Source organism: Pseudoalteromonas sp. NSLLW24 (assembly GCF_015864725.1).
Classification (GTDB): Bacteria; Pseudomonadota; Gammaproteobacteria; order Enterobacterales; family Alteromonadaceae; genus Pseudoalteromonas; species Pseudoalteromonas arctica.
In genome coordinates this window covers 23,882-46,524 of record NZ_JADYWQ010000005.1, presented here as the reverse complement: position 1 = coordinate 46,524, position 22,643 = coordinate 23,882, and the positions used below count along the sequence as shown (strand labels likewise).

Annotated in this window: 23 protein-coding genes; 2 read left to right on the top strand and 21 right to left on the bottom strand. The window is 40.6% G+C overall.

The window, feature by feature from the left end:
• Nucleotides 1-19: 19 nt before the first annotated feature.
• Nucleotides 20-2,227, top strand: a complete 2,208-nt coding sequence (locus tag I6E72_RS06535) for a two-component system response regulator (RefSeq protein ID WP_165736110.1) — start codon at nucleotides 20-22, stop codon at nucleotides 2,225-2,227.
• A gap of 76 nt (nucleotides 2,228-2,303) precedes the next feature.
• Here I6E72_RS06535 and I6E72_RS06530 read toward each other — a convergent pair whose 3' ends face one another.
• On the bottom strand, nucleotides 2,304-3,551 hold the full coding sequence (locus tag I6E72_RS06530; RefSeq protein ID WP_165736109.1) for a glutamate-5-semialdehyde dehydrogenase: 1,248 nt from the start codon (nucleotides 3,549-3,551) through the stop codon (nucleotides 2,304-2,306).
• Entirely contained in the window at nucleotides 3,548-4,654 is a 1,107-nt protein-coding gene (gene proB, locus I6E72_RS06525) for a glutamate 5-kinase (RefSeq protein WP_197111534.1), read from the bottom strand. The genes I6E72_RS06530 and proB overlap by 4 nt, the downstream gene beginning before the upstream one ends.
• Before the next feature lie 870 nt (nucleotides 4,655-5,524).
• Here proB and I6E72_RS06520 point away from each other — a divergent pair.
• Entirely contained in the window at nucleotides 5,525-7,372 is a 1,848-nt protein-coding gene (locus tag I6E72_RS06520; protein ID WP_165722391.1) for a cation:proton antiporter, read from the top strand.
• A 70-nt stretch (nucleotides 7,373-7,442) separates the two neighbouring features.
• Here the strand turns inward: I6E72_RS06520 and I6E72_RS06515 are convergent, their stop codons facing one another.
• The 19 genes from I6E72_RS06515 to rplD all read right to left on the bottom strand — a co-directional run bounded on the left by I6E72_RS06515 (nucleotide 7,443) and on the right by rplD (nucleotide 22,641).
• Nucleotides 7,443-8,081, bottom strand: coding sequence for a tetratricopeptide repeat protein (locus I6E72_RS06515; RefSeq protein ID WP_007586412.1), 639 nt, complete (start codon nucleotides 8,079-8,081; stop codon nucleotides 7,443-7,445).
• A 110-nt stretch (nucleotides 8,082-8,191) separates the two neighbouring features.
• A complete protein-coding gene (locus tag I6E72_RS06510; RefSeq protein WP_010554354.1) occupies nucleotides 8,192-9,505 on the bottom strand; it encodes an adenylosuccinate synthase in 1,314 nt (437 codons plus the stop codon).
• A gap of 214 nt (nucleotides 9,506-9,719) precedes the next feature.
• A complete protein-coding gene (hflC, locus tag I6E72_RS06505) occupies nucleotides 9,720-10,598 on the bottom strand; it encodes a protease modulator HflC (protein ID WP_010554353.1) in 879 nt (292 codons plus the stop codon).
• 5 nt (nucleotides 10,599-10,603) lie between these two features.
• The gene (gene hflK / locus I6E72_RS06500; RefSeq protein WP_010554352.1) at nucleotides 10,604-11,773 is read right to left on the bottom strand and encodes an FtsH protease activity modulator HflK; all 1,170 of its coding nucleotides are present in this window, start codon (nucleotides 11,771-11,773) and stop codon (nucleotides 10,604-10,606) included.
• Between the two features lie 100 nt (nucleotides 11,774-11,873).
• Nucleotides 11,874-13,163, bottom strand: coding sequence for a ribosome rescue GTPase HflX (gene hflX / locus I6E72_RS06495; RefSeq protein ID WP_007586404.1), 1,290 nt, complete (start codon nucleotides 13,161-13,163; stop codon nucleotides 11,874-11,876).
• Between the two features lie 15 nt (nucleotides 13,164-13,178).
• Nucleotides 13,179-13,442, bottom strand: a complete 264-nt coding sequence (hfq, locus tag I6E72_RS06490; RefSeq protein ID WP_007586402.1) for an RNA chaperone Hfq — start codon at nucleotides 13,440-13,442, stop codon at nucleotides 13,179-13,181.
• A gap of 78 nt (nucleotides 13,443-13,520) precedes the next feature.
• Nucleotides 13,521-14,438: a tRNA (adenosine(37)-N6)-dimethylallyltransferase MiaA gene (gene miaA, locus I6E72_RS06485; RefSeq protein ID WP_007586400.1), complete on the bottom strand. Its 918-nt coding sequence runs from the start codon at nucleotides 14,436-14,438 to the stop codon at nucleotides 13,521-13,523.
• A 10-nt stretch (nucleotides 14,439-14,448) separates the two neighbouring features.
• Complete coding sequence (mutL, locus tag I6E72_RS06480; RefSeq protein ID WP_165722389.1) at nucleotides 14,449-16,296, bottom strand: DNA mismatch repair endonuclease MutL; 1,848 nt, start codon at nucleotides 16,294-16,296, stop codon at nucleotides 14,449-14,451.
• A gap of 36 nt (nucleotides 16,297-16,332) precedes the next feature.
• Nucleotides 16,333-17,676, bottom strand: a complete 1,344-nt coding sequence (locus tag I6E72_RS06475) for an N-acetylmuramoyl-L-alanine amidase (protein WP_024597271.1) — start codon at nucleotides 17,674-17,676, stop codon at nucleotides 16,333-16,335.
• A 27-nt stretch (nucleotides 17,677-17,703) separates the two neighbouring features.
• On the bottom strand, nucleotides 17,704-18,171 hold the full coding sequence (tsaE, locus tag I6E72_RS06470; RefSeq protein ID WP_024608194.1) for a tRNA (adenosine(37)-N6)-threonylcarbamoyltransferase complex ATPase subunit type 1 TsaE: 468 nt from the start codon (nucleotides 18,169-18,171) through the stop codon (nucleotides 17,704-17,706).
• 498 nt (nucleotides 18,172-18,669) lie between these two features.
• Nucleotides 18,670-18,927, bottom strand: a complete 258-nt coding sequence (gene rpsQ / locus I6E72_RS06465) for a 30S ribosomal protein S17 (RefSeq protein WP_002957888.1) — start codon at nucleotides 18,925-18,927, stop codon at nucleotides 18,670-18,672.
• Nucleotides 18,927-19,118 carry a 50S ribosomal protein L29 gene (gene rpmC / locus I6E72_RS06460; RefSeq protein ID WP_002957889.1) on the bottom strand — a complete coding sequence of 64 codons (192 nt, stop codon included), beginning with the start codon at nucleotides 19,116-19,118 and terminating at the stop codon, nucleotides 18,927-18,929. Before rpmC ends, rpsQ begins: the two co-directional genes overlap by 1 nt.
• The gene (gene rplP, locus I6E72_RS06455; RefSeq protein ID WP_002957890.1) at nucleotides 19,118-19,531 is read right to left on the bottom strand and encodes a 50S ribosomal protein L16; all 414 of its coding nucleotides are present in this window, start codon (nucleotides 19,529-19,531) and stop codon (nucleotides 19,118-19,120) included. The genes rpmC and rplP overlap by 1 nt, the downstream gene beginning before the upstream one ends.
• A gap of 12 nt (nucleotides 19,532-19,543) precedes the next feature.
• A complete protein-coding gene (gene rpsC / locus I6E72_RS06450; RefSeq protein WP_002957891.1) occupies nucleotides 19,544-20,245 on the bottom strand; it encodes a 30S ribosomal protein S3 in 702 nt (233 codons plus the stop codon).
• Nucleotides 20,246-20,256: 11 nt separating this feature from the next.
• Nucleotides 20,257-20,589 carry a 50S ribosomal protein L22 gene (rplV, locus tag I6E72_RS06445; RefSeq protein ID WP_002957892.1) on the bottom strand — a complete coding sequence of 111 codons (333 nt, stop codon included), beginning with the start codon at nucleotides 20,587-20,589 and terminating at the stop codon, nucleotides 20,257-20,259.
• A gap of 13 nt (nucleotides 20,590-20,602) precedes the next feature.
• Nucleotides 20,603-20,881: a 30S ribosomal protein S19 gene (gene rpsS, locus I6E72_RS06440; protein ID WP_004588689.1), complete on the bottom strand. Its 279-nt coding sequence runs from the start codon at nucleotides 20,879-20,881 to the stop codon at nucleotides 20,603-20,605.
• Between the two features lie 15 nt (nucleotides 20,882-20,896).
• Nucleotides 20,897-21,721, bottom strand: coding sequence for a 50S ribosomal protein L2 (gene rplB / locus I6E72_RS06435; protein WP_002957895.1), 825 nt, complete (start codon nucleotides 21,719-21,721; stop codon nucleotides 20,897-20,899).
• A 15-nt stretch (nucleotides 21,722-21,736) separates the two neighbouring features.
• Complete coding sequence (rplW, locus tag I6E72_RS06430) at nucleotides 21,737-22,039, bottom strand: 50S ribosomal protein L23 (RefSeq protein WP_002957896.1); 303 nt, start codon at nucleotides 22,037-22,039, stop codon at nucleotides 21,737-21,739.
• Nucleotides 22,036-22,641: a 50S ribosomal protein L4 gene (gene rplD, locus I6E72_RS06425; RefSeq protein WP_002957897.1), complete on the bottom strand. Its 606-nt coding sequence runs from the start codon at nucleotides 22,639-22,641 to the stop codon at nucleotides 22,036-22,038. Before rplD ends, rplW begins: the two co-directional genes overlap by 4 nt.
• Nucleotides 22,642-22,643 lie beyond the last annotated feature (2 nt).

Here is a 22,643-nt window from a genome sequence, read left to right as displayed (position 1 = left end):
ACGCAGAGAAGGACAGATAGTGCATTCAAATTACCTCGCAAACAATAATGGATTAACCACAGAACAAAAGCATAAACCTTTAATTCTTATTGTTGATGACGAACCTAGTAATTTACACGTATTAGTAGAAGGACTTTTAACTGACTACGATGTACGTATTTCGACTAGTGGTGAGCAGGCTTTGATATTTATTGAGTCAACTCGGCCTGACTTGATTTTATTAGACATAATGATGCCTGGCATGGACGGCTACGAAGTATGTAATATACTCAAAGCGAAACAAAATACCAAAGGCATCCCCGTCATATTTGTAACTGCGCTTACCGAGGAAGAGTCTGAAGAAAAAGGCTTTGCTATGGGCGCAATTGACTACATACACAAACCTTACAAGCTAGCGCTCGTTAGAGCACGCATTCGCACTCATATTACCGCTCAAGGCATGCTAGATAGGCTTATAGAAAAAAACTTTGACCTGCACGACAAACTACTTGAAATAGAGTCTCTGGCGAAAGAGTTAAGTCAGCGTGAAGAAGAATTAAAAGAACTCTCCTCAAAACAAAAGTTATTTTATCAAGCCCTAACGGGAACCGCTGATGGCGTTGTTATTACCGACAGTAACGGAAAAATTATTGCCGTAAACCCTTCATTTTGCCGGATTACAGGTTACTCTGAATCTGACTCCCTGCAAATGCAGTTGCACGATATTAAACAAAATAACCACCCTAGTATTAGCTTTGATCAAGTATGGCATCATGCGAACCAAGCAGGCTATTGGAGTGGAGAGCTAGTAACCAGACGAAAAAATGGCGAGCTTTATCCTGAGTTATTAACTCTCAGTATGGTAAAAGGCGAGCAAGATACCAACGTGCACTATATTGGTGTATTTAGTGATATTTCTAGCGTTAAGATAACGCAAGAAAGAATTCACTACCTCACATGGCATGATGAACTTACAGGTTTGCCCAACCGAAATGGTTTTTTAAAGCAGTTGGAGCAGCAACTTCAGGTTTGTAGTACCGAAAATAGTTATGCCTATATTTATATTATTGACATAGACAGCTTCCACTCAATAAATGATGGATTAGGCCTACTCGCTGGCGATAACATTTTAAAAGAATTAACTAAACGAATTCATTCTAAGGTGAGTAAAAAAGATGTTATTGCTCGCTTAGGCAGTGATGAATTTGCAGTACTGTGTACAGTTGAAAAAGGTATTGGCAGGATCAGAGCCCAAGCTATGGCTGAAAATAAAGCCCAAGAACTGCTCATAAGTGTAAACCACCCCTTTGTGGTTGATGAACAAGACGTTAGCTTAACAGTAAGTATTGGCACGTATATTTTTCCTCGGGAAGATCAGTGGGAAAGTGCTATTGAAACAATTCGTAACTGTGAGGCGGCTTGTTACAAAGCAAAAGAAAAAGGCGGCAATAGAGTTACCTTTTTTGATACTTCATTTGGCGAGCAAGCAAAACGCCGTTTTGAAATAGAGCAAGATTTACGTAAAGCTATTTCAAATAATGAGTTATCCCTATATTTACAATCTCAATTTGACCGAAGCCAAACCCTCAAAGGCGCTGAGGTTTTATTAAGATGGGAGCATCCTCAAAAAGGCTTCATTAGCCCTGGTGAGTTTATATCTATAGCCGAAGAGTCAGATATAATTTATGACTTAGATTGCTGGGTAACTTCAAATGCACTTGAAATATTAACGCAACTTAGTAAAACTCACCCTAAGTTAAACCTATCAATTAATGTAAGTGGCAGGCACTTTCATGAAGCGCGTTTTTTAAGCTTTATTAGCCAACAAATAAAGCAACATAGCATTAACCCTCAGCAACTCACTATTGAGATAATTGAAGGTACATTACTTAATCACATGGAAGCGGCTATTGAAGCTGTTCACTTTCTCAAGAAGCTAGGTATTAGGGTATCAATTGATGACTTTGGTACTGGATATTCGAGTTTAACTTATCTTAAACAATTACCCATACAAGAACTAAAAATTGACCGTTCTTTTGTATTGGAAGCACCGACTGATAATAACGATAAGTTAATTATTGATATGATTGTAAGCTTAGGCCGTTTATTTGAACTCGAGATAGTTGCCGAAGGTGTAGAGAACCAGTCCCACTTTGATTTATTGCAAGAATATCCAGAAGTCATTCTTCAAGGCTATTATTTACACAGGCCTGAACCTGCAAGCGACTGGCTTGAAAAATTAAATTAATTACAGAGTAGTCTGAAAAAACAAAAAAGCCGAGTATTTCCATACTCGGCTTTTTAATGAAATTAAGCTTTAGCGGTTACTCGCGAACTTGGCCTTCACCATTCACTAAGTACTTCTCAGTAGTCAGTGACTCAAGTCCCATAGGACCGTATGCATGAAGCTTAGAAGTTGCTATACCAATCTCTGCGCCTAGGCCCAGCTGTGAGCCATCAGAAAAGCGAGATGATGTATTAACCATCACTACAGAAGCATCGACACTACGCTGGAATAACTCTGCAGCGGCTGCGTTTTTAGTGCAAATTACTTCAGTGTGGTTTGAACCAAACTGTGCAATGTGTTCAACCGCTGCCGTAAAGTTTGGTACAACGCGAATAGCGATTTCTAGGTCTAGGTATTCTTCACCAAATTCGTTATCGGCTAACACAGTTGCATTATCAAAGTATTTAGCTGCAAAGCTGTCAGCATTTATTTTTACACCTTCTTGGCGTAATACCACTGCGCACAGATTTAAAAACTCATCTGCAACATCTTGATGAACTACTAAGCCCTCAAGTGCATTACAAACACCCGTACGTTGCGTTTTACCGTTAAGTAGTAAGTTAAGCGCAATTTCTAGGTCTGCATCTTTATCTACATATAGATGACAAACGCCTTTGTAATGCTGAATTACTGGGATCGTGCTGTTTTCAGTAACAAAGTTAATTAAGCCTTCACCGCCACGTGGAATTATTAAGTCAATGCTTTCACGTTGCTGCATTAATTCCATTAATAGTGCACGATCTGGATCTGGAATCACTGAAATAAGTGATACTGGTAAGTTATGCTTTTCAAGTACGCTGTGCATTACACTTGCGATAGCTTGCGAACTTTTAAGTGCTTCTTTACCGCCACGTAAAATTACGCCATTACCTGATTTAAAACATAATGCGCCAGCGTCTGCTGTTACATTTGGGCGTGCTTCGTAAATCATACATACAACGCCAAGAGGTACGCGCATTTTACGAATTTTAATGCCATTTGGACGCTCTGTAATATCACGTAGCTGACCAACAGGATCGTCCAGGCTTACGATTACTTCAATACCTTCTGCCATTGCTTCAATACGCTCATCGTTTAGCGTTAAGCGGTCGATCATTGAGGCTGCTAAGTTATTGTCGCGTGCTGCGCTTAGGTCACTTTCGTTTTCTTTGATTATAAATGCTTTTTGCTCTCTTAGTGCCGCTGCCATTTCAATTAGTACTTGATTTTTAGTCTCGGTATCGAGTAAAGCAAGTGTATGGGCAGCTTTAGCTGTCTGGCGTGAAATGTCCGTAATTAAACTCATGACTTCTCCAATAATGCGATATGTTTTTCAGATATAACTGGTCCAATTGAATCCTGCATTTTTTCGCTGAATTCACTCTGTTCGTTGTCTGCAATAAAGTTTAACAAACAGCTACTGTAATTTGCGGTCGCTTTAGCTAAACGCGTACCGTCTTCACTACGTACTAAAATAGTATCACCAACAGCAAATTCACCATGGACTTCCATGATTTCATCACCGCGAATACAGCCACTTTCACCTTCAAGGGATTCATCAAATGATCCATCAACAACAACTTCACCTTGCTCATTTGCTGTGTGTGTCATCCAATGCACAGAGTCCAGCATCGGTTTTTCGTACGGTAAAAATATGCTACCAGGATTTTCCCCAGCTAGCAGTTTCGTAAATGTTTCTTCTTTAAAGCCGTTTATAATGTAAGTCGCGATACCATGTGACGTTGCTTTTTCTGCAGCTTCTATTTTGGTTTTCATGCCACCAGTACCAACAGCACTTGTAGCACATCCTGCCATAGCATAAATAGATTCATCAATTGATTTTATTTCAGGCAGTAACACCGCATCATCATGTAAGTTAGGGTTTTTGTCATATAGCCCATCAACGTCTGAGAATATTAATAAAGCATCGGCATCCGCTGCAGCTGCAACCATCGCTGATAAGTTATCGTTATCACCCACTCGTAGCTCATCGGTTGTCACCGCATCGTTTTCATTAATAATAGGGAGAATACCGTGCTCAAGTAGAGTGAACACAGTTTCGCGAATACTTTGGTAACGCTCGCGGTCACGTAAATCGCCGTGCGTTAATAATAGCTGCGCAGATGGAAAGTCAAAAAAGCGGTCCCACATGGCGATCATTTCTGTTTGACCTGCTGCTGCCATTGCCTTTTTCATTACCACAGAGCGAGTTTTGTCTGATGGGAATAAATGCGCTCCAGCCGCTACAGAACCCGATGATACTAAAATCACCTCGATTCCACGGGCACGACAACGAACAATGAACTGTGCGATGGTTAATATGTAACGCGAACGGCAGCCATCTTGATCTGGTGCAATTAATGCACTACCTACTTTAAGTACGATACGTCGCCAATTTAACTTTTGCATAAATGCTCAACTTTCCATTTTATCTGCGCTCATCTTAATTAGACGAGCTAAAACTAAGTAGCTAGGTTTAAAACATAGCTTCGAATTTTTCTTTTCATTTAGGCAACACTTTTTCACACACACGCAAAAACCATATCTAAAACAAGAAGCTTAGATTTGAGGTTAAGTAAAAGTAGCAACAACCCAATAATATTGAGCAGCACTAATCAAAAAATTTAAAAGTGTTGTTTATGCATCGCTGTAAAAAGCTGTGTGTGGCTTTTTTATTAACAACATACATAGAGCCTCTAAAGTCTGATACACCAACAGATAGGGTGAAGACCAAAGGACCGAGATTTAACCGCCACGATGGGGGGCTAAATATTGAAAGTAATAGTTCAACTCAAACCTTTATTTACTTAAATAATTAAATAAACTTGTTTGGCAAAACCATACCAAGAATTCGGCAAATGATATTTTGTAATGCTCAAATACTAGAAACATCACTAACACATGATTATAAAGATTAAAAATGACGTTAAGATTAACAAGCCTGTTTTATCTTCAATAAACTTCGTTAGATGACTAATTATTAGAACACGAAGTATAATACACCAAATACCCCTTTAAAATCAAGGTTAAAATTCGAACTAAGTTAATACAAAACACTCATACTCTTTATATTGTTATTAAAATTCAATAAATTAAACAATTAATACACTTTAAAATAAGGTGGCTAAGTTCTCGCTAAATAATTTAAGCCTACTAATCTTTTATAAGCAGCTAAAATTGATTAGTAATATTTGAGTTTCCGGTGTATACCCCTGTATTAATAATTAACAAAAGTTATACTTTCTAAACATATCGTCATAAATAAGGAATTCTTAATCTATGTCAGCAATTTACATAGCCGGTATCGCACTTTGCTCTGTGCTTGCCCAATGGGTCGCGTGGGCTTTTAGAGTACCCGCTATTCTTTTCTTATTGCTTACTGGTCTTTTACTTGGACCATTTAGTGGTGTTTTAGACCCTGATGCACTTTTAGGTGATTTACTGTTTCCAGTAGTATCACTAAGCGTTGCCATCATTTTATTTGAAGGTTCCTTAACTCTGCATTTCAGAGAATTAAAAGGGATAGGAAAAGTTGTAAGGAATCTCTGCTCAATCGGTATGCTTACTACCTGCATTATTATTAGCCTAAGCGCCTACTGGTTGCTTGAGCTTAACTGGCGTGTTGCTGCGGTACTAGGCGCAGTACTCGTTGTTACTGGCCCTACCGTTATAGCACCGCTATTAAACTCAATGCGCCCAACACAAGACATAGACCGCATACTTCGCTGGGAAGGTATTGTAATAGATCCTATTGGCGCATTATTTGCTGTATTGGTATTTGAAGCTGTAATGCTTGTAGGCCAAGGCGAAGTATTTAGTCATACTATTATTGCTTTAGTTAAAACCCTGGGTGTTGGTTTAAGTATTGGTGTTGCTGCAGGTTGGCTAACAACCCTATTAATGCGTCGCGAGTGGCTGCCATTTGAATTACATAAGTTTGGAATTTTAGCACTAGTCCTTATTAGTTTTTCTGTATCAAACTATTTAAGCCATGAATCAGGCTTATTAGCAGTAACTGTATTTGGTATTTGGCTTGCGAACCAAGACGATTTAGAAATAGATTCTGTACTTGAGTTTAAAGAAGACTTGTCGATGATATTAATATCGACGCTATTTATTTTACTTGCAGCACGCTTACAGCTTTCTGATTTGATGATGCTCGACAGCGATGTATTTATCTTTTTAGCTATTGTGCTTTTTGTTGCACGCCCACTGTGTATTGCTATTTCGACCTTTGGTACTGACTTACCAATGAAGTCTCGCTTGGTACTTGCCTGGATTGCTCCACGCGGTATAGTTGCCGCAGCCGTTGGGTCAGTATTTGCACTAAGTATGATGGAAGCTGGCGTTGCTGATGCTGAAAAAATGGTGCCACTTATATTTACGGTGATCATCATTACGGTTGTGCTGCAAAGCTTAACAGCAATTCCTGTTGCCAAGCTATTAGGCGTACGCCAACCATCACCAAATACAATATTAATTATTGGTGCAAACCATGTATCGCGTGCAATTGGACGTGGCTTACAAGAGCAGAATATTCCGGTTCACCTTTCAGATCCTGCATGGGAAAACTGCAGAATGGCACGTATGGATGGCTTAGCTTGTTATTATGGTAACCCGCAATCAGAGCATGCTGAACGCTACTTACCTCTAACAACTATTCGCAGTGTCTTAGCGCTATCGCCAAACCGTCATCATAATGCGCTAGGCGTTCAATACTTTTCGCATTTACTTAATGAAAAAAATGTATTTTCGCTTCGCTCATCAACGTCGCATGCTAAAGCAAATAAAGACAGTGCAACGTTTTTATCTAGACAAATATTGTTTGGCGACGAAGGCTCATACGCACGTTTGAGCAGTATCATAGCTAAAGGCGGTAAGGTTAGTTCAACACGTATCTCGGATGAGTTTAGCTGGGAGCAATACCTAGAAATGAACCCTGAGGCTATCCCTTTGTTTATTCTTAAAGGTGATAAAGACAGCGATGACGATACGCCAATTAAGCTAAGACCGTTTACAATCAACATGGAAAAACCGCCGCTAGAAGGCGAGCGTGTTGTTGCATTACAGCCGCCTAAAATGTCGGTCTTAAAAGACCCGCAAACAAAGGCTAAAGAAGAAAGTTAAACACTTTTACTACCTGTAAAAACTCAAAAACCCTAACTTAAAAAGTTAGGGTTTTGTTTTTTAAGAGCCATTAAATAGGAAGGCGAGCTCGCGCAACCACACTATCTGGCATTTTTTGCGCTAACTTAGTCAACGCTCGCTCAATTTTTTTATGAGTCGCTTTATCTGCCACCATAGAATTAAATAGCCAGCGGTATGCATCTTCAAAATCACGCGGGCTGCCATAGCCATCATTAAATAATTTAACCAAACGTAGTTGTGCTTTTAAATTGCCTTGCGACGACGCTTCACGCAAATACGTAATTGCCATTGCTTTATCTTGCTGAACTAAACGCCCGGTGTCGTAGTAACGCCCTAACTGCTCTAGCGCTGCCGCTAAGCCTTGTTCAGCCGCTTTTCGCATGTAATACACACCTAACTCTACATTACGATCCACGCACACGTTATAAGCCAGCATATCGCCGTATAAAAATTGATAAGACGGCAATGCCATTTTATTGGCTCGTGCTTCTATATCTTGCACTAACTGGCAATCATCTGCCTTTACCCGCGCTAAATGCGTATTTTTATTTATTAACGCAATTAGCTCAGATTCTGTATACAGCGGTACAGCAGCAGGGCTTTCTGTAGCTAAGCTGTTGGTTGCTATAAATAAAGATAGCGGAATTAATGAAAGCCTTAATACGCAATTACGGTAAAATAAACGCATGCTCACCACTTATAAAAATAAACTTATTAAAATATATACAAAGATCGTTCCAAGGTGAATTTTAGATACAAAAAAAGCTGCACTAGGCAGCTTTTTTAATCTAATGGTAATTACGCAAACGGGTTGCGAAGTACCATAGTTTCTACGCGGTCTGGACCTGTAGAAATAATATCAATTGGAACACCCGTAATTTCTTCAATACGCTTGATGTAGTCAATCGCAGCTTTTGGTAAACCGTCAAGACTCGTTACACCAACAGTGTTTTCTGACCAACCTGGCATTTCTTCGTATACTGGCGTTACTTTATCGTAACCTTCAGCTGCTAATGGTGTTACGTTAGTAACTGTGCCATCTTCAAGCTTGTAACCAATACAGATTTTAAGCGTTTCTAAGCCGTCTAAAACATCAAGCTTAGTTAAACAAAAACCTGAAATACTGTTGATTTGAACCGCACGGCGCATAGCCACTGCATCTAACCAACCAGTACGACGAAGTCGACCTGTTGTAGCGCCAAACTCATGGCCTTTATCACCTAAGTGCTTACCAACTGGATCTTGTTTCTCAAGACCGTCGTAAAGCTCTGTAGGGAAAGGACCTGAACCAACACGTGTAGTGTACGCTTTAATAATACCTAAAACGTAATCAAGGTTTAATGGACCAAAACCTGCACCAGTAGCAACGCCACCAGCTGTAGTATTTGAAGATGTTACATAAGGGTAAGTACCGTGATCGATATCAAGTAACGTACCTTGTGCACCTTCAAATAAAATGTTTTCGCCTGCTAAACGCGTTTGATCTAAAAGCTCAGTTACATCTACAACCATTGCTTTTAAGATATCAGCAACAGCCATTGCATCATCAAACGTTTTTTGGAAATCTACAGCGTCTACTTTGTAGTAGTTAACTAAAGTGAAGTTATGGTATTCAAGAACTTCTTTTAATTTAGCTGCAAATAATTCAGGATTAAATAAATCGCCTACGCGTAAACCACGGCGAGCCACTTTATCTTCGTACGCAGGACCGATACCACGGCCAGTTGTACCAATTGGCTTATCGCCACGAGCAGTTTCGCGGGCTACATCTAATGCAACATGGAAAGGCAAGATTAGCGGACATGCTTCACTTATTAAAAGACGCTCACGTACTGGTACGCCGCGTTCTTCAAGCATGCCAATTTCTCTCATTAGCGCTTCTGGTGATAAAACTACACCATTACCAATCACACATTTAACATTGTCACGTAATACACCCGATGGAATAAGGTGTAGAACCGTCTTTTCACCTTCGATAACTAAAGTATGACCCGCATTGTGGCCACCTTGATAACGAACTACTAAAGATGCTTTGTCTGTAAGGAGATCAACTACCTTACCCTTTCCTTCGTCACCCCATTGGGTGCCTAATACAACAACGTTTTTACCCATCGTAAATTCACTTAGAGAAAATTAGGACGAGATTTTACCAGAAAACTAAAGTAAAGATCACCCCTGTTCAGCTTATTTTTTCTGCGCGCATTTGTTATATCCAAATATTAGCTAATAACCACATAAATAACAGTGATTTAAAGCACTAGACTGTGTTTAACAAAAAGCCCCGCAAATGCGAGGCTTTTTAACTTCTAAATAATTAACGTAAAGCCTATTGAGCTTTAGCGCCTTTCATATATTGGAAGAAGTCGCTATCTGGTGAAAGCACCATAACGTCTTGCTTATTTTTAAAAGTCTTTTTGTAAGCCTCAAGCGAACGCACAAAACTAAAGAACTCAGGGTCTTTGTTATACGCGCTTGCATAGATGCCTGCGGCATCAGCATCGCCTTGACCACGTACAGAACGCGCATTACGTTCTGCATCGGCAAGCATTACTGTTACACGACGGTCAACACCCGCACGAATAGTCTCGGCTTTTTCCTGACCTTCAGAACGATGCTCTTTTGCAACAGCAGTACGCTCAGCGCGCATACGTTGGTAAATAGAGCTACTCACTTCTTGTGGTAGGTTAATTTGCTTAACACGTACGTCTAGCACCTCAATACCAAGCTCACGTGCACTTTCAGAAGCTTGTACTAACGCTTCTTCCATCAACTCGCTACGCTCACCCGATACAATTTCGCGAATTGTACGTGTACCAAAGTTTGTACGAAGACCATTATTTACTTTTTGTTTAAGTAGCGTTTCAGCATATTGCTTATCGCCACGGGCACGTAAGTAAAAAGCGCTAAAGTCATTAACACGCCATTTTACAAACGAATCAACAATTAAGTCTTTTTTCTCACTAGTAACAAAGCGATCCGGCGCACCATCTAGCGTTTGAATACGTGCATCAATGCGACGAACTTGGCTAAAAAATGGCACCTTAAATTGTAGGCCTGGGCCATATACAATCGCTTGATCGTCGCTATCTTTTTGTACTTTACTGAATAACATTACAATTGCTTTTTGCCCTTCAGGTACAACAAATACCGATGAGAAAGACATAACAATGGCAGCTAATAGTATTACTAAACTAAAGTTTTTCATTATGATTATCTCCCATCATTGAAGCGGTCGTTGTTAAAGCGGTCATTGCCACTATTAACAGAGCTATTGCGTGACGTATTTACTTTATTGCGTAAATCTTGAATATCACTAGAGCTTGGAAGTGCAACACGTGTTGCTGTCCCTTGCTTATCCATGATCTTATCAAGTGGTAAATAAAGCATATTATTACCGCCTTTAACATCAACCAATATTTTAGAACTACTCCCTAACACTTCTTCCATTGCATCAATGTATAAGCGCTCACGAGTAACTTCTTTAGCTGCTTGATATTCAGGTAATAGCTTTTCAAAACGAGCTACTTCACCTTGTGCTTCTAATGTAATACGCTCTTGGTAACCTTCCGCTTCTTGAGTCATACGCGTTACTTGACCACGAGCACGCGGTTCAATTTCACGAGCATATGCTTCTGCTTCACGAATGAAACGTTCTTCATCTTCTTGTGCAGCAATCGCATCATCAAATGCATCTTTAACTTCAGTTGGCGGACGAGAGTCTTTAAAGTTCACGTCAGTAACAATTAAACCTAAGTTATATGGTTCGATAATCTTATTAAGCTCATCCCATGTATTTTGACGAACAACCTCACGGCCATTAGTTAATACTTGGTCCATTTTTGCATGGCCCACAACGTAACGTAGTGCACTATCTAGTGCTTCTTCTAAGCTACTATCAGCGTTAGTTACGCTAAATTCATAAAGGTATGGGTCAATAACACGGTATTGCACCTGAAACTCAACGCTCACTACGTTTTCGTCTTCAGTAAGCATAAAACCAGAAGCCGATAATGAACGAACTGCTTCAATATCTACTGGGATTACCGTTTCAATAAACGTCATTTTCCAACGCAGACCAGGATCAGCAATTCGGTCATATTTACCAAATTGAAGAACCACACCACGCTCGGCTTCTTTAACCGTATAAATACCACTTAACGCCCATACAATAACGGCGATAATAAGTATGAATGAAATACCGGCTCCGCCAAGTCCACCGCCGCTACCATTGCCGGATTTTTTCCCGCCAAATAAGCCGCCGAACTTGTTACTAAACTTGCGGAACACCTCGTCTAAATCAGGTGGGCCTTGATCACGTCCGCCTTTATTATTCCACGGATCTTTGTCATTGCCATTATTACCCGGTTCATTCCAGGCCATAGCTATACTCCATTGTTATCTAAATAAATTAGGAAATTGTGTTAAATCTAACAAATCTACCGCGTTTCTCATACAAAAACCGACATTAAAACGTCAATTTTTAATTACGGTTGATAAAACCAGCAATTTCAGGACCAAATTCTTTAATTAAACGATTCCACTCAACCATTGGCATTCTAACATCTAACAGCCAATTACCTTGCTCATCAAAGCGTTCTTCATGTACTGCATTTAAACTAAACAATGCAGCCCTTAGGCGACCATACAATGGCGTAAGAAATAATGTTTCGTTAAACATCTTCTTAGCAAGCAGTTCACTAATAGCCTCACTAAGTAATTCACACCCTTCACCAGTCTGAGCGCTAAGCCATACTCTTATAGGTTGGCCTTCGTCATCTCGATCAATACGTGGGCTTACGTTATCCAGCGCATCAATTTTATTATAAATTAATAGCTGTGGTACTTCATCGGCTTCAATTTCTTTAAGCACCGATTGTACTTGTTCAATATTTTCTTGAAGACGAGAGTCTGCTGCGTCAATTACATGTAACTGTAAATCAGCTTCACGAGTTTCAGTTAGCGTTGCTTTAAAAGCAGCAACTAAGTCGTGCGGTAAATGACGAATAAAGCCCACTGTATCAGCTAAGATAACAGGACCAACATCACCTAATTCAAGCTTACGTAGAGTCGGGTCAAGCGTTGCAAACAACTGATCGGCCGCGTATACATCTGAATTCGTAATTCGATTAAATAATGTAGATTTACCCGCATTGGTATAGCCAACTAACGATACCGTAGGTATTTCGTTACGAGTGCGAGCTCGCCTACCTTGTTCGCGTTGCACTGCTACTTTAGCTAAACGCGCACGGATATTTTGAATTCGGGCACGAAGTAATCGTCTATCTGTTTCAAGTTGGGTTTCACCAGGTCCACGTAAACCAATCCCGCCTTTTTGGCGTTCAAGATGGGTCCAGCCCCGAATTAATCGAGTCGACATATGGCGAAGTTGTGCCAATTCAACCTGCAGCTTACCCTCATGGGTACGTGCACGTTGGGCAAAAATATCAAGAATTAGCGTCGTTCTATCAAGCACACGACACTGACAAACACGCTCTAAATTGCGCTCTTGTGACGGCCTGAGTTGATGATTGAAAATTACGACATCTGCATTGTGGATTTTGACAATCTCAGCTATTTCTTCTGCTTTACCGGTACCGACGAATAGTTTCGGATGTGGTGCTTGACGGCTGCCTTGCACAACCGCCAAACTACTAACACCAGCAGAAGATACCAACATTTCTAATTCATGAAGATCTTCACGATCCCCTTCTTTAGGTAAGTCGATATGAACTAAAATTGCCTGTTCGCCGGATTCATAGCGGTCAAACAAACATTATGCTCCTAATTAAAAGTTACCAGCTTCTGGTTCCTCAGTGTCTTCACTCCCTTGAACTGCTTGGAAGTTAACTGCGCGAGCAGGGACAACTGTTGAAATTGCATGCTTATAAACCATTTGATTTACGGTGTTCTCTAGTAAAATAACAAATTGGTCAAATGACTGAATTTTGCCTTGTAATTTTATGCCATTTACCAAAAAGATTGATACTGGAATGCGCTCACGTCGTAGTGCATTCAAAAATGGGTCTTGTAACGATTGGCCTTTTGCCATGTTATTGTTCCTTCGTTCTAGGTGTTATTATAATTAAGTGGCTGAACTTATTTGATAAAAAACAATATTCAACTACTACTAGCTTAGCGAACTTACTACACGATGCAAGTTTTCTTCGTCACCCGTTGTTAACCAAGTAACATCAGGCCAGCTACGAAGCCACGTTAACTGACGTTTTGCCAATTGACGTGTTGCTGCGATGCCACGAAAAACCATTTCATCATGGCTTGTTTCACCCGCAAGGTAATCCCACATTTGTCTATAACCAACACAACGAATAGAAGGCATATTGGGGTGTAAATCCTTACGTAGATATAGGGTCGAAACTTCATTTTCAAACCCCTGATCAATCATTATTTTAAACCTTTCTTCAATTCGGCGATGTAATTCGCTACGTTCTTGCGGTGCAATCGCAAATTGATGAAAAGTATAAGGTAAAGCCGGCTGTTTTTGCTTTTGCAACTCAGTCATGGTCTTACCAGTTAACCTGTAAACCTCTAAAGCTCGATTAATTCTTTGTGAGTCATTCTCACTTATTTTTTCGGCTGCTTTTGGGTCAACTTTAACTAATTCTTTATATAAATGAGGCCAGCCAAATTCTTTAGCTTGTGCTTCTAGCTCTGATCTTATTACTGTATCTGCTTCAGGCAAAGGCGATAAACCATCAATTAAAGATTTAAAGTACAACATTGTACCTCCAACCAATACAGGCACTTTACCTTGTCTATGAAATTCGTCAATTTTTTGTACTGCATCGCGCCTAAAATCAGCAACTGAATATGTTTCACTCGGGTCAAGTAAGTCGATCAGATGATGCGGAGCTTTAGCAAGTTCTTCTGCATCGGGTTTTGCAGTACCAATGTTCATATCTTTATACACTAACGCTGAATCAACGCTGATTATTTCTGTATTTAAATGCTCGCACAGTGAGATTGCCAATGCTGTTTTACCAGCAGCAGTTGGACCCATTAAAAATATGACTGGTAAATTACTCAACACTGATACCTTAATCTAATTGCATTAAATAGTGATTTAGCTCTATTTTAACTGCTTTTTCGCGTAAGCGTTCAATAGTTTGCGGATTATTTTGTAAGCGCATTTGTTGCGCTAAAAACACATTGCTTAAATAAAACCGGGGAGGTACACATTTTATCTGCCACTCTAACCAATTCTCTATATTTTCAAGCCCTGCTTTACACCCATCAAGTAGCTCACCTATCGCTGTACTTACATCAAGTAAATATAAGCACGCTGGCAATTTTTTAACCATTACAAACTGTTTTTCTATTACGAGTTCAAAACCAAGTAAAGTAAACCACGATTGCTGAGCTTCTATAAGTAAGCAATCTTCTTTTGATAAGTTTACTCTTACGGGCAGCAAAAGAGCTTTCCCTTCTAAACTTCCGGACTCTTTAATTTGATTATGCCAATCATCTACCAATGCATATTTGAAATGTGAGCAATACAATTGCTGCTCAACACTAAATACACACGCACCTTCATTAACACTGATGATTGAAACTGTCTTTAAAACATTATGCGCAGACTCTAACTGGTGTTGTGCTACGGGTATGTTTGCTACATTATCAAAATGCGCAGCGTGTTGCTCACTCACACCTTGATAAAACGCGTTTACATCATGATGGCTCGTACTTGGTGTAGCACGGTATGCCCCGCCACCGCCAACACTTCTAGTACCTGATGATGAACTACCAGCACTTCCAGAGTAAGAGGGCTGTAATTGCGATTTAGGGTAATCAAATACTCCATCCGCTTTTGTATCATTAGAACTACTATGCGCTGACCCCATAAACACAGGCGCAGATTCCATCTCAGAGCTAAGCGGTTCATTCGTAAACTCACCTTGCAGCGGCACTACCACTTGCTTAATAGCCTGTAATATAAAGTCATGAATTAAGCGCCCTTGATGAAAACGCACTTCATGCTTAGCTGGATGAACATTTACATCAACCTGCCGAGGGTCTATATCAATATAAATGACAAAACCGGGTAATTCTTGTGTTCCACTTACTTCTTCAAATGCCTGGCGTATAGCATGCAGAATAAGTTTATCGCGCATCATACGATTATTAACATAAGTATACTGAGTCGTATTAGCTGACCCTACAGGTAGCACCCAACCATGCAGCTGTAAGCCACCCTCTCCTGATTGAATATGCAAACCTTGCTCAGCAAAAGCCTTACCTGCAACTTGGGCTACACGTGTAATAGCCTGAGAGGGATCTGTCTTCGCACGATACTGCCTTACTACTTTTTCGTTGTGAGTTAGTGTAATAGAGACATCAAAGCGACTAAGCGCAATACGCTTTATCAACTCATCAATATGGCTAAATTCAGTTTTTTCGGTACGCAAGAATTTACGACGAGCTGGGGTGTTAAAAAATAAATCTTTTACTTCAATGGTTGTGCCATCAGGGTGCGCTACTGGCTTTACTTGCACGGCCATATCGCGACCTTCTGCAAATGCTTGCCAAGCAGCTTCTTGATCTTTTGGTTTTGAGCTCAGTGTTAAACGCGATACAGAACTAATTGACGCAAGCGCTTCACCCCTAAAACCAAGTGAACAAATATTTTCAAGGTCATCTAGAGATTTTAATTTACTCGTAGCGTGACGAGAAAGCGCGAGCGTTAGCTCATCTTTACTTATCCCTGAACCGTTATCACGTATACGAATAAGCTTATGACCGCCACGCTCTATATCTATCTGAATACGTGTAGCGCCAGCATCTAAACTGTTTTCGACTAGCTCTTTTACTACCGACGCTGGGCGCTCAACCACTTCGCCTGCGGCAATTTGGTTAGCTAAACGCGCGGGTAATATTTCAATATTCATGAGATTTCCTAGCAAGCATTGCGCTAATAATAATGACTAACTTTGTGGTATATCGAGCTCTTGCCCAATAAACAAAGTATTAGAGCTAAGCTTATTAACTTGTTTTAATTCAGTGACTGTAATGCCATAGCGACTCGCCAACATACTTAAAGATTCACCCGGGCGTACCTTGTGCTTTGTTGGATATTGCGACTTTAATTTAGCAAATAAAGAGTCATCAGGTGGATTTTTTAAATAGTAATTTTTAATAGAAGTAAATATAGCTTTAGCCAAACGCTCTTGATGGTTAGCACTTTTAAGCAGCTTTTCTTCTCGTGGGTTAGATATAAACCCTGTTTCTACTAAAATTGATGGGATATCTGGTGATTTAAGTACAGCAAGACTCGCATGTTGGGGATCTTTCTTATGCAACTTAGCAACTTTACGTAGCTCTTTAACCACTTCGTCAGCTACGTTTAAGCCGGTTTTCATAGAGTGATCCATCGACATATCAAGTAATGCTTGCGCTAAGTATTTTTCGTTAGCGGCATCTTTCATTACATCCGCAGCGCCACCTAAAAGCTCAGAGTGCTTTTCTTTATCTTCTATCCATTTACCTATCTCTGAATTAGCACGCCTTAACGACAACACCCAAACAGAGGCACCATTTGGTCCCGGGCTCGTAAATGCATCAGCATGAATAGAGACAAAAAAGTCGGCCTTTTTTTCACGAGCACGATTGGTTCGCGTATTAAGTTTTACAAAGTAGTCACCGCTTCGTACCATGCGCGAAATCATCCCACGTTCGCCATCAATCATGCGCTCTAAACGTTTTGCAATTTGCAGTGTTACTGTTTTTTCGTACGTGCCAGAGGGACCAATTGAACCTGGATCTTCGCCGCCATGACCCGCATCAATTGCAATCACAATATCGCGTTCTTGGCTTAACTGGCGGTTTTTAGCTGCTGTTTGAGCAGGAGAAACAACTGTGGCAGCTTGGCTTTTATTGTATAAATCAACAACGAGCCTGTTTTTATAAGGGCCTGTAGGCGCTAAAGCAAATACAACTGGCTTTACTGGTGCGTTTAATTCAAACACTAACCGAACACTGTGCTTATTTTTAGGTTTTGAGTAGCGTAACTTGCTCACTATTTGATGTTTTGGTGGTACACCTGGTAGTATTTTTAACTCGCTAGTGTTTTCTAAATCAATTACTAAGCGGCTTGGGTTTTTAAGCATGAAATAGCTAAAGTCAGGCTTATCATTTAAATCAAATACCACACGCGTACTATCAGGGGACGGCCATACGCGTACACTATTAATTGTATTTTTGGCCCACAGCGGCAAGCTTATGGTAATAACCATAAGGTAAATAAAGAGTTTAACTACACCTCGGCTCATTTGATAATTACTGCCTTAACTATATTATTATTTGTTATTTAGTTTTTCGACAATTGCTACACCACGCTCACTGGCGCTATTAATAACAATTTTACGTTCGTTACCCATATAGCTTAGAGTAATATCTAAATCAGGCACAGGAATAAATTCACCACCTTTTTCTGGCCACTCAACAACGCAAATTGCATCTGGTGAAAAATAATCGCGTATTCCCATGTATTCAAGCTCTTCAGGGTCACCTAAGCGATATAAATCAAAATGATAAACATTTGCGCGCTCGAGTTCATAAGGTTCAACAAGTGTATACGTTGGGCTTTTAACTTTGCCTGTATGTCCAAAGCCTTGCACTACCCCTCTTGTAAACGTTGTTTTACCAGCGCCTAAATCACCATGTAAATAAATAACCGCACCTTGCTCTATAATATCAGCAACGCGATTACCCATTGCAACCGTGGCTACTTCATCAGTCAAATGAAATTCAAAACTACGCGTCATTACTACCTCAAAAATTCATTCAAAAGCGCATATTTGCTAATCATACCAGAATATTAATTTAAGGCGATAAATTGAGGTTTTAGACATAAAAAAACCAGATAAGCTGATAATGAAAGTTGTGTATGGATGTCTATTTTCGATACTTTGAAACTGTATTATTGTAATAAAATAAGGTAAGTGAGTTCTCAGACTAAAAGATAGTAAAAGATAGTAAAAGAAAGGTAACACCACGAATTAGATGACCCCATATTGGCATTAAATTAACTGAGATATGTAAGTTTATTATCTAACTTCTTCTGATTCAGTAGATGGTTCTGCTAGCAAAAAAGTAACTGGTAAATGAAACTCTCAACTACTCCCCAAGATAACTTTGTATTTTCAGATAGAAGACTAATCCAGGTGACCCGCTCACCCTAGTTTACTGTTTGCAGGTGCTTTAAATACAAAAAGCCCCAGCTAATGCCGGGGCTTTTTTACAAAACTAACTTAATTAAAAAATTAAGCTTGTTTTGGACTAGAAATAACGTCTACTAAAGTCCAAGATTTATTCTTAGAAATTGGTGCGCATTCACGGATAGTAACTACGTCACCCGCTTTTGCTGTGTTATTTTCGTCATGTACGTGTAACTTAGTCGTACGTTTAATGAATTTCCCATAGATTGGGTGCTTCACGTAACGTGCGATAGCGATAGTGAAAGATTTTTCCATCTTGTCGCTGATTACACGGCCTTGAAGAGTACGAATTTTATCGCTCATTATTGACCTGCCTTCTGGTTAATAACTGTTTTTACACGCGCGATATCGCGGCGTACTGTTCTTAGCGTGTGTGTCTGAGCTAACTGACCAGTGCTAGCTTGCATGCGCATATTAAATTGCTCACGAAGTAGTCCTAGAAGTTCAGCATTAAGCTCTTCTACGCTTTTGTCTTTTAGTTCGCTAGCTTTCATCACATTACCGTCCGAGTTACGAAAGTTGTTTTGAATGGCAATTTACGAGCAGCAAGGTCGAATGCTTCACGAGCAAGCTCTTCTGAAACACCTTCCATTTCGTAAAGTACTTTACCAGGCTGAATTTCAGCAACCCAATATTCAACAGAACCTTTACCTTTACCCATACGAACTTCAAGAGGTTTTTCTGTAATCGGTTTGTCAGGGAAGACACGAATCCAGATTTTACCTTGACGTTTCACGTGACGCGTCATAGCACGACGAGCTGCTTCGATTTGACGAGCAGTCATACGGCCACGGCCAGTTGCTTTCAATCCGAAAGTACCGAAGCTTACTTTGTTACCGTTTTGCGCTAAACCGCGGTTGCGGCCTTTGTGCATTTTACGGAATTTTGTACGTTTTGGCTGTAACATTAGTCGCTACCTCTACTTAGCACTTTTCTTGGCTTTCTTTGGTGCGCGTTTAGCTGGCTTCTCTTGCTCTTGTACTAGTGGTAAACCACCAATAACTTCGCCTTTGAAGATCCAAACTTTAACACCAATGATACCATAAGTGGTTAAGGCTTCAGAAGTTGCGTAATCGATATCAGCACGAAGAGTATGTAGAGGTACACGACCTTCACGATACCATTCTGAACGTGCGATTTCAGCGCCGCCAAGACGACCGCTAACTTCAACTTTAATCCCTTTAGAACCGATGCGCATTGCATTTTGTACCGAACGCTTCATAGCGCGACGGAACATAACACGACGTTCTAGTTGAGAGGCAATGCCGTCTGCTACTAGTTGTGCATCTAGTTCTGGTTTACGTACTTCAGAGATATTAATCTGAGCAGGTACACCAGCGATTTTAGTTACCGCTTGACGTAATTTTTCTACGTCTTCGCCTTTTTTACCGATAACAACACCCGGACGAGCCGTATGAATTGTTACACGGATTGATTTTGCTGGACGCTCAATAACGATTTTAGACACAGAAGCCGTTTTCAATTCCTTAGTAAGGAATGTACGAACTTTGTGATCGCCAAAAAGCTGTGCAGAGAAATCTTTTGAACTCGCGTACCAGGTAGAAACCCAAGGTTTAGATATACCTAGGCGAATACCAGTAGGATGAACTTTTTGTCCCATTACTTATACTCCTAGCTATCTGAAACCATAACAGTGATATGGCTTGTACGCTTAAGGATGCGGTCTGCGCGTCCTTTAGCACGAGGCATAATACGTTTCATTGTAGGACCATCGTCCACAAAGATCGTTGTTATACGAAGCTCATCAATGTCAGCACCTTCGTTATGCTCTGCGTTAGCAATAGCAGACTCAAGTACTTTCTTAACTAATACAGCCGCTTTCTTCGGGCTGTACGCCAGGATTTCTAGTGCGCGATCTACAGGTAACCCGCGGATCTGATCTGCAACTAGACGTGCTTTTTGCGCCGAACCAGAGGCGAATTTATGTTTAGCTAATGCTTGCATTTATCTTCCCCTCTTATCGTTTCTTCGCTTTCTTATCCGCAGCATGGCCACGGTAAGTGCGAGTTGGTGCAAATTCACCTAGTTTGTGACCGATCATTTCGTCAGAAACGAAAACTGGTACGTGCTGGCGACCATTATGGACAGCAATGGTCAATCCGATCATGTTAGGTATGATCATTGAACGACGGCTCCAAGTTTTAATTGGCTTTTTCTCACCGCTTTCCAAAGCTTTCTCTACCTTCTTCAGCAAGTGTAGGTCTATAAAAGGACCCTTCTTGAGAGAGCGTGGCATGGCTATTCCTCAATATTACTTAGTACGACGACGTACTATAAATTTATCCGTACGCTTGTTCTTACGCGTCTTCGCACCTTTAGTCGGTTTACCCCATGGAGACACAGGATGACGACCACCAGATGTACGACCTTCACCACCACCGTGTGGGTGATCTACCGGGTTCATGGCAACACCACGAACTGTCGGACGAATACCACGCCAGCGATTTGCACCTGCTTTACCAAGTGAACGAAGCATATGCTCAGCATTGCCTACTTCACCTAGAGTCGCACGACAATCAGATTCAACTTTACGAACTTCGCCTGAACGAAGACGTAATGTTACATACTGACCATCACGAGCAAGGATTTGAACGTATGCACCAGCAGAACGTGCGATTTGAGCACCTTTACCTGGTTTTAATTCTACGTTGTGAACAGTCGAACCTACAGGCATATTACGCATTGGTAATGCATTACCAGGCTTGATTGGTGCATCAACACCAGACTGGATTGCATCGCCAGCTTTTAAGCCTTTAGGTGCGATAATGTAACGACGCTCACCGTCTGCATATAATACAAGAGCGATGTTTGCGCTACGATTTGGATCGTATTCTAAACGTTCAACAGTAGCTGGAATGCCATCTTTAGTACGTTTAAAATCGATTAAACGGTAGTGTTGTTTATGACCACCACCGATATGACGAACCGTAATACGACCATTGTTATTACGACCACCTGATTTAGAGTTTTTCTCTAAAAGTGGTGCGTATGGCTTACCCTTATGTAGATCAGAGTTAACCACTTTAACTAGGTGACGACGGCCCGCAGAAGTAGGCTTACACTTTTGAAGTGCCATAATTCTATCCCCTTATTACTCGGCGCCGCCGACAAAGTCTAGCTCGCTGCCTTCTTTAAGAGTAACGTAAGCTTTCTTCCAGTCGCTACGACGACCGAAACGTGCGCCAGTACGTTTTGTTTTACCCTTAACGTTAAGTGTGCGAACACCAGTTACTTCTACTTCAAAAAGCTTCTCAACTGCTACTTTAATTTCAGCTTTAGTTGCGTCATTTACTACTTTAAAAACAATAGTATTGTTTTCTTCAGCAGCAATTGTGCTTTTTTCAGAGATATGTGGAGCAAGGATCACTTTTAAAAGACGTTCTTCGCGAATCATGCTAGCGCCTCCTCAAGTTGCTTAACAGCAGCGGCTGTAATAAGTACCTTATCGAAAGCAATTAAGCTTACAGGATCGATACCAGCTACATCACGTGTGTCAACCTTATAAAGGTTACGTGCCGATAAGAAAAGATTTTCATCTACTTCTTCAGTCACGATAAGAACATCTTTAAGCTCAAGTTCTTTAAGCTTAGCAACTAGTTCTTTAGTTTTTGGTGCTGCTAGAGCAAAACTTTCAACAACGATTAAACGCTCTTGACGAACTAATTCAGATAAGATGCTTTTAATCGCACCACGGTACATTTTACGGTTTACTTTTTGGCTGTGGTCTTGTGGTTTAGCTGCAAAGCTAACGCCACCTGAACGCCAAATTGGGCTACGGATTGTACCGGCACGTGCACGGCCAGTACCTTTTTGAGCCCATGGTTTTTTACCACCACCGCTTACTTCAGAACGTGTCTTCTGAGCACGAGTACCTTGACGAGCACCTGCTGCGTATGCAACAACTACTTGATGTACTAATGCTTCGTTAAACTCACGTCCAAAAGTAGCTTCAGAAACTTCAAGACCGCCAGAAGCGTCTTTAATTGCTAATTCCATCA

Coding starts and splice junctions, on each gene's coding strand:
- I6E72_RS06530 (WP_165736109.1), bottom strand. CDS start 3,551: ATGAGTTTAATTACGGACATTTCACGCCAGACAGCTAAAGCTGCCCAT.
- proB (WP_197111534.1), bottom strand. CDS start 4,654: ATGCAAAAGTTAAATTGGCGACGTATCGTACTTAAAGTAGGTAGTGCA.
- I6E72_RS06520 (WP_165722391.1), top strand. CDS start 5,525: ATGTCAGCAATTTACATAGCCGGTATCGCACTTTGCTCTGTGCTTGCC.
- I6E72_RS06515 (WP_007586412.1), bottom strand. CDS start 8,081: ATGCGTTTATTTTACCGTAATTGCGTATTAAGGCTTTCATTAATTCCG.
- I6E72_RS06510 (WP_010554354.1), bottom strand. CDS start 9,505: ATGGGTAAAAACGTTGTTGTATTAGGCACCCAATGGGGTGACGAAGGA.
- hflC (WP_010554353.1), bottom strand. CDS start 10,598: ATGAAAAACTTTAGTTTAGTAATACTATTAGCTGCCATTGTTATGTCT.
- hflK (WP_010554352.1), bottom strand. CDS start 11,773: ATGGCCTGGAATGAACCGGGTAATAATGGCAATGACAAAGATCCGTGG.
- hfq (WP_007586402.1), bottom strand. CDS start 13,442: ATGGCAAAAGGCCAATCGTTACAAGACCCATTTTTGAATGCACTACGA.
- mutL (WP_165722389.1), bottom strand. CDS start 16,296: ATGAATATTGAAATATTACCCGCGCGTTTAGCTAACCAAATTGCCGCA.
- I6E72_RS06475 (WP_024597271.1), bottom strand. CDS start 17,676: ATGAGCCGAGGTGTAGTTAAACTCTTTATTTACCTTATGGTTATTACC.
- tsaE (WP_024608194.1), bottom strand. CDS start 18,171: ATGACGCGTAGTTTTGAATTTCATTTGACTGATGAAGTAGCCACGGTT.
- rpsQ (WP_002957888.1), bottom strand. CDS start 18,927: ATGAGCGATAAAATTCGTACTCTTCAAGGCCGTGTAATCAGCGACAAG.
- rpmC (WP_002957889.1), bottom strand. CDS start 19,118: ATGAAAGCTAGCGAACTAAAAGACAAAAGCGTAGAAGAGCTTAATGCT.
- rplP (WP_002957890.1), bottom strand. CDS start 19,531: ATGTTACAGCCAAAACGTACAAAATTCCGTAAAATGCACAAAGGCCGC.
- rpsC (WP_002957891.1), bottom strand. CDS start 20,245: ATGGGACAAAAAGTTCATCCTACTGGTATTCGCCTAGGTATATCTAAA.
- rplV (WP_002957892.1), bottom strand. CDS start 20,589: ATGCAAGCATTAGCTAAACATAAATTCGCCTCTGGTTCGGCGCAAAAA.
- rpsS (WP_004588689.1), bottom strand. CDS start 20,881: ATGCCACGCTCTCTCAAGAAGGGTCCTTTTATAGACCTACACTTGCTG.
- rplB (WP_002957895.1), bottom strand. CDS start 21,721: ATGGCACTTCAAAAGTGTAAGCCTACTTCTGCGGGCCGTCGTCACCTA.
- rplW (WP_002957896.1), bottom strand. CDS start 22,039: ATGATTCGCGAAGAACGTCTTTTAAAAGTGATCCTTGCTCCACATATC.
- rplD (WP_002957897.1), bottom strand. CDS start 22,641: ATGGAATTAGCAATTAAAGACGCTTCTGGCGGTCTTGAAGTTTCTGAA.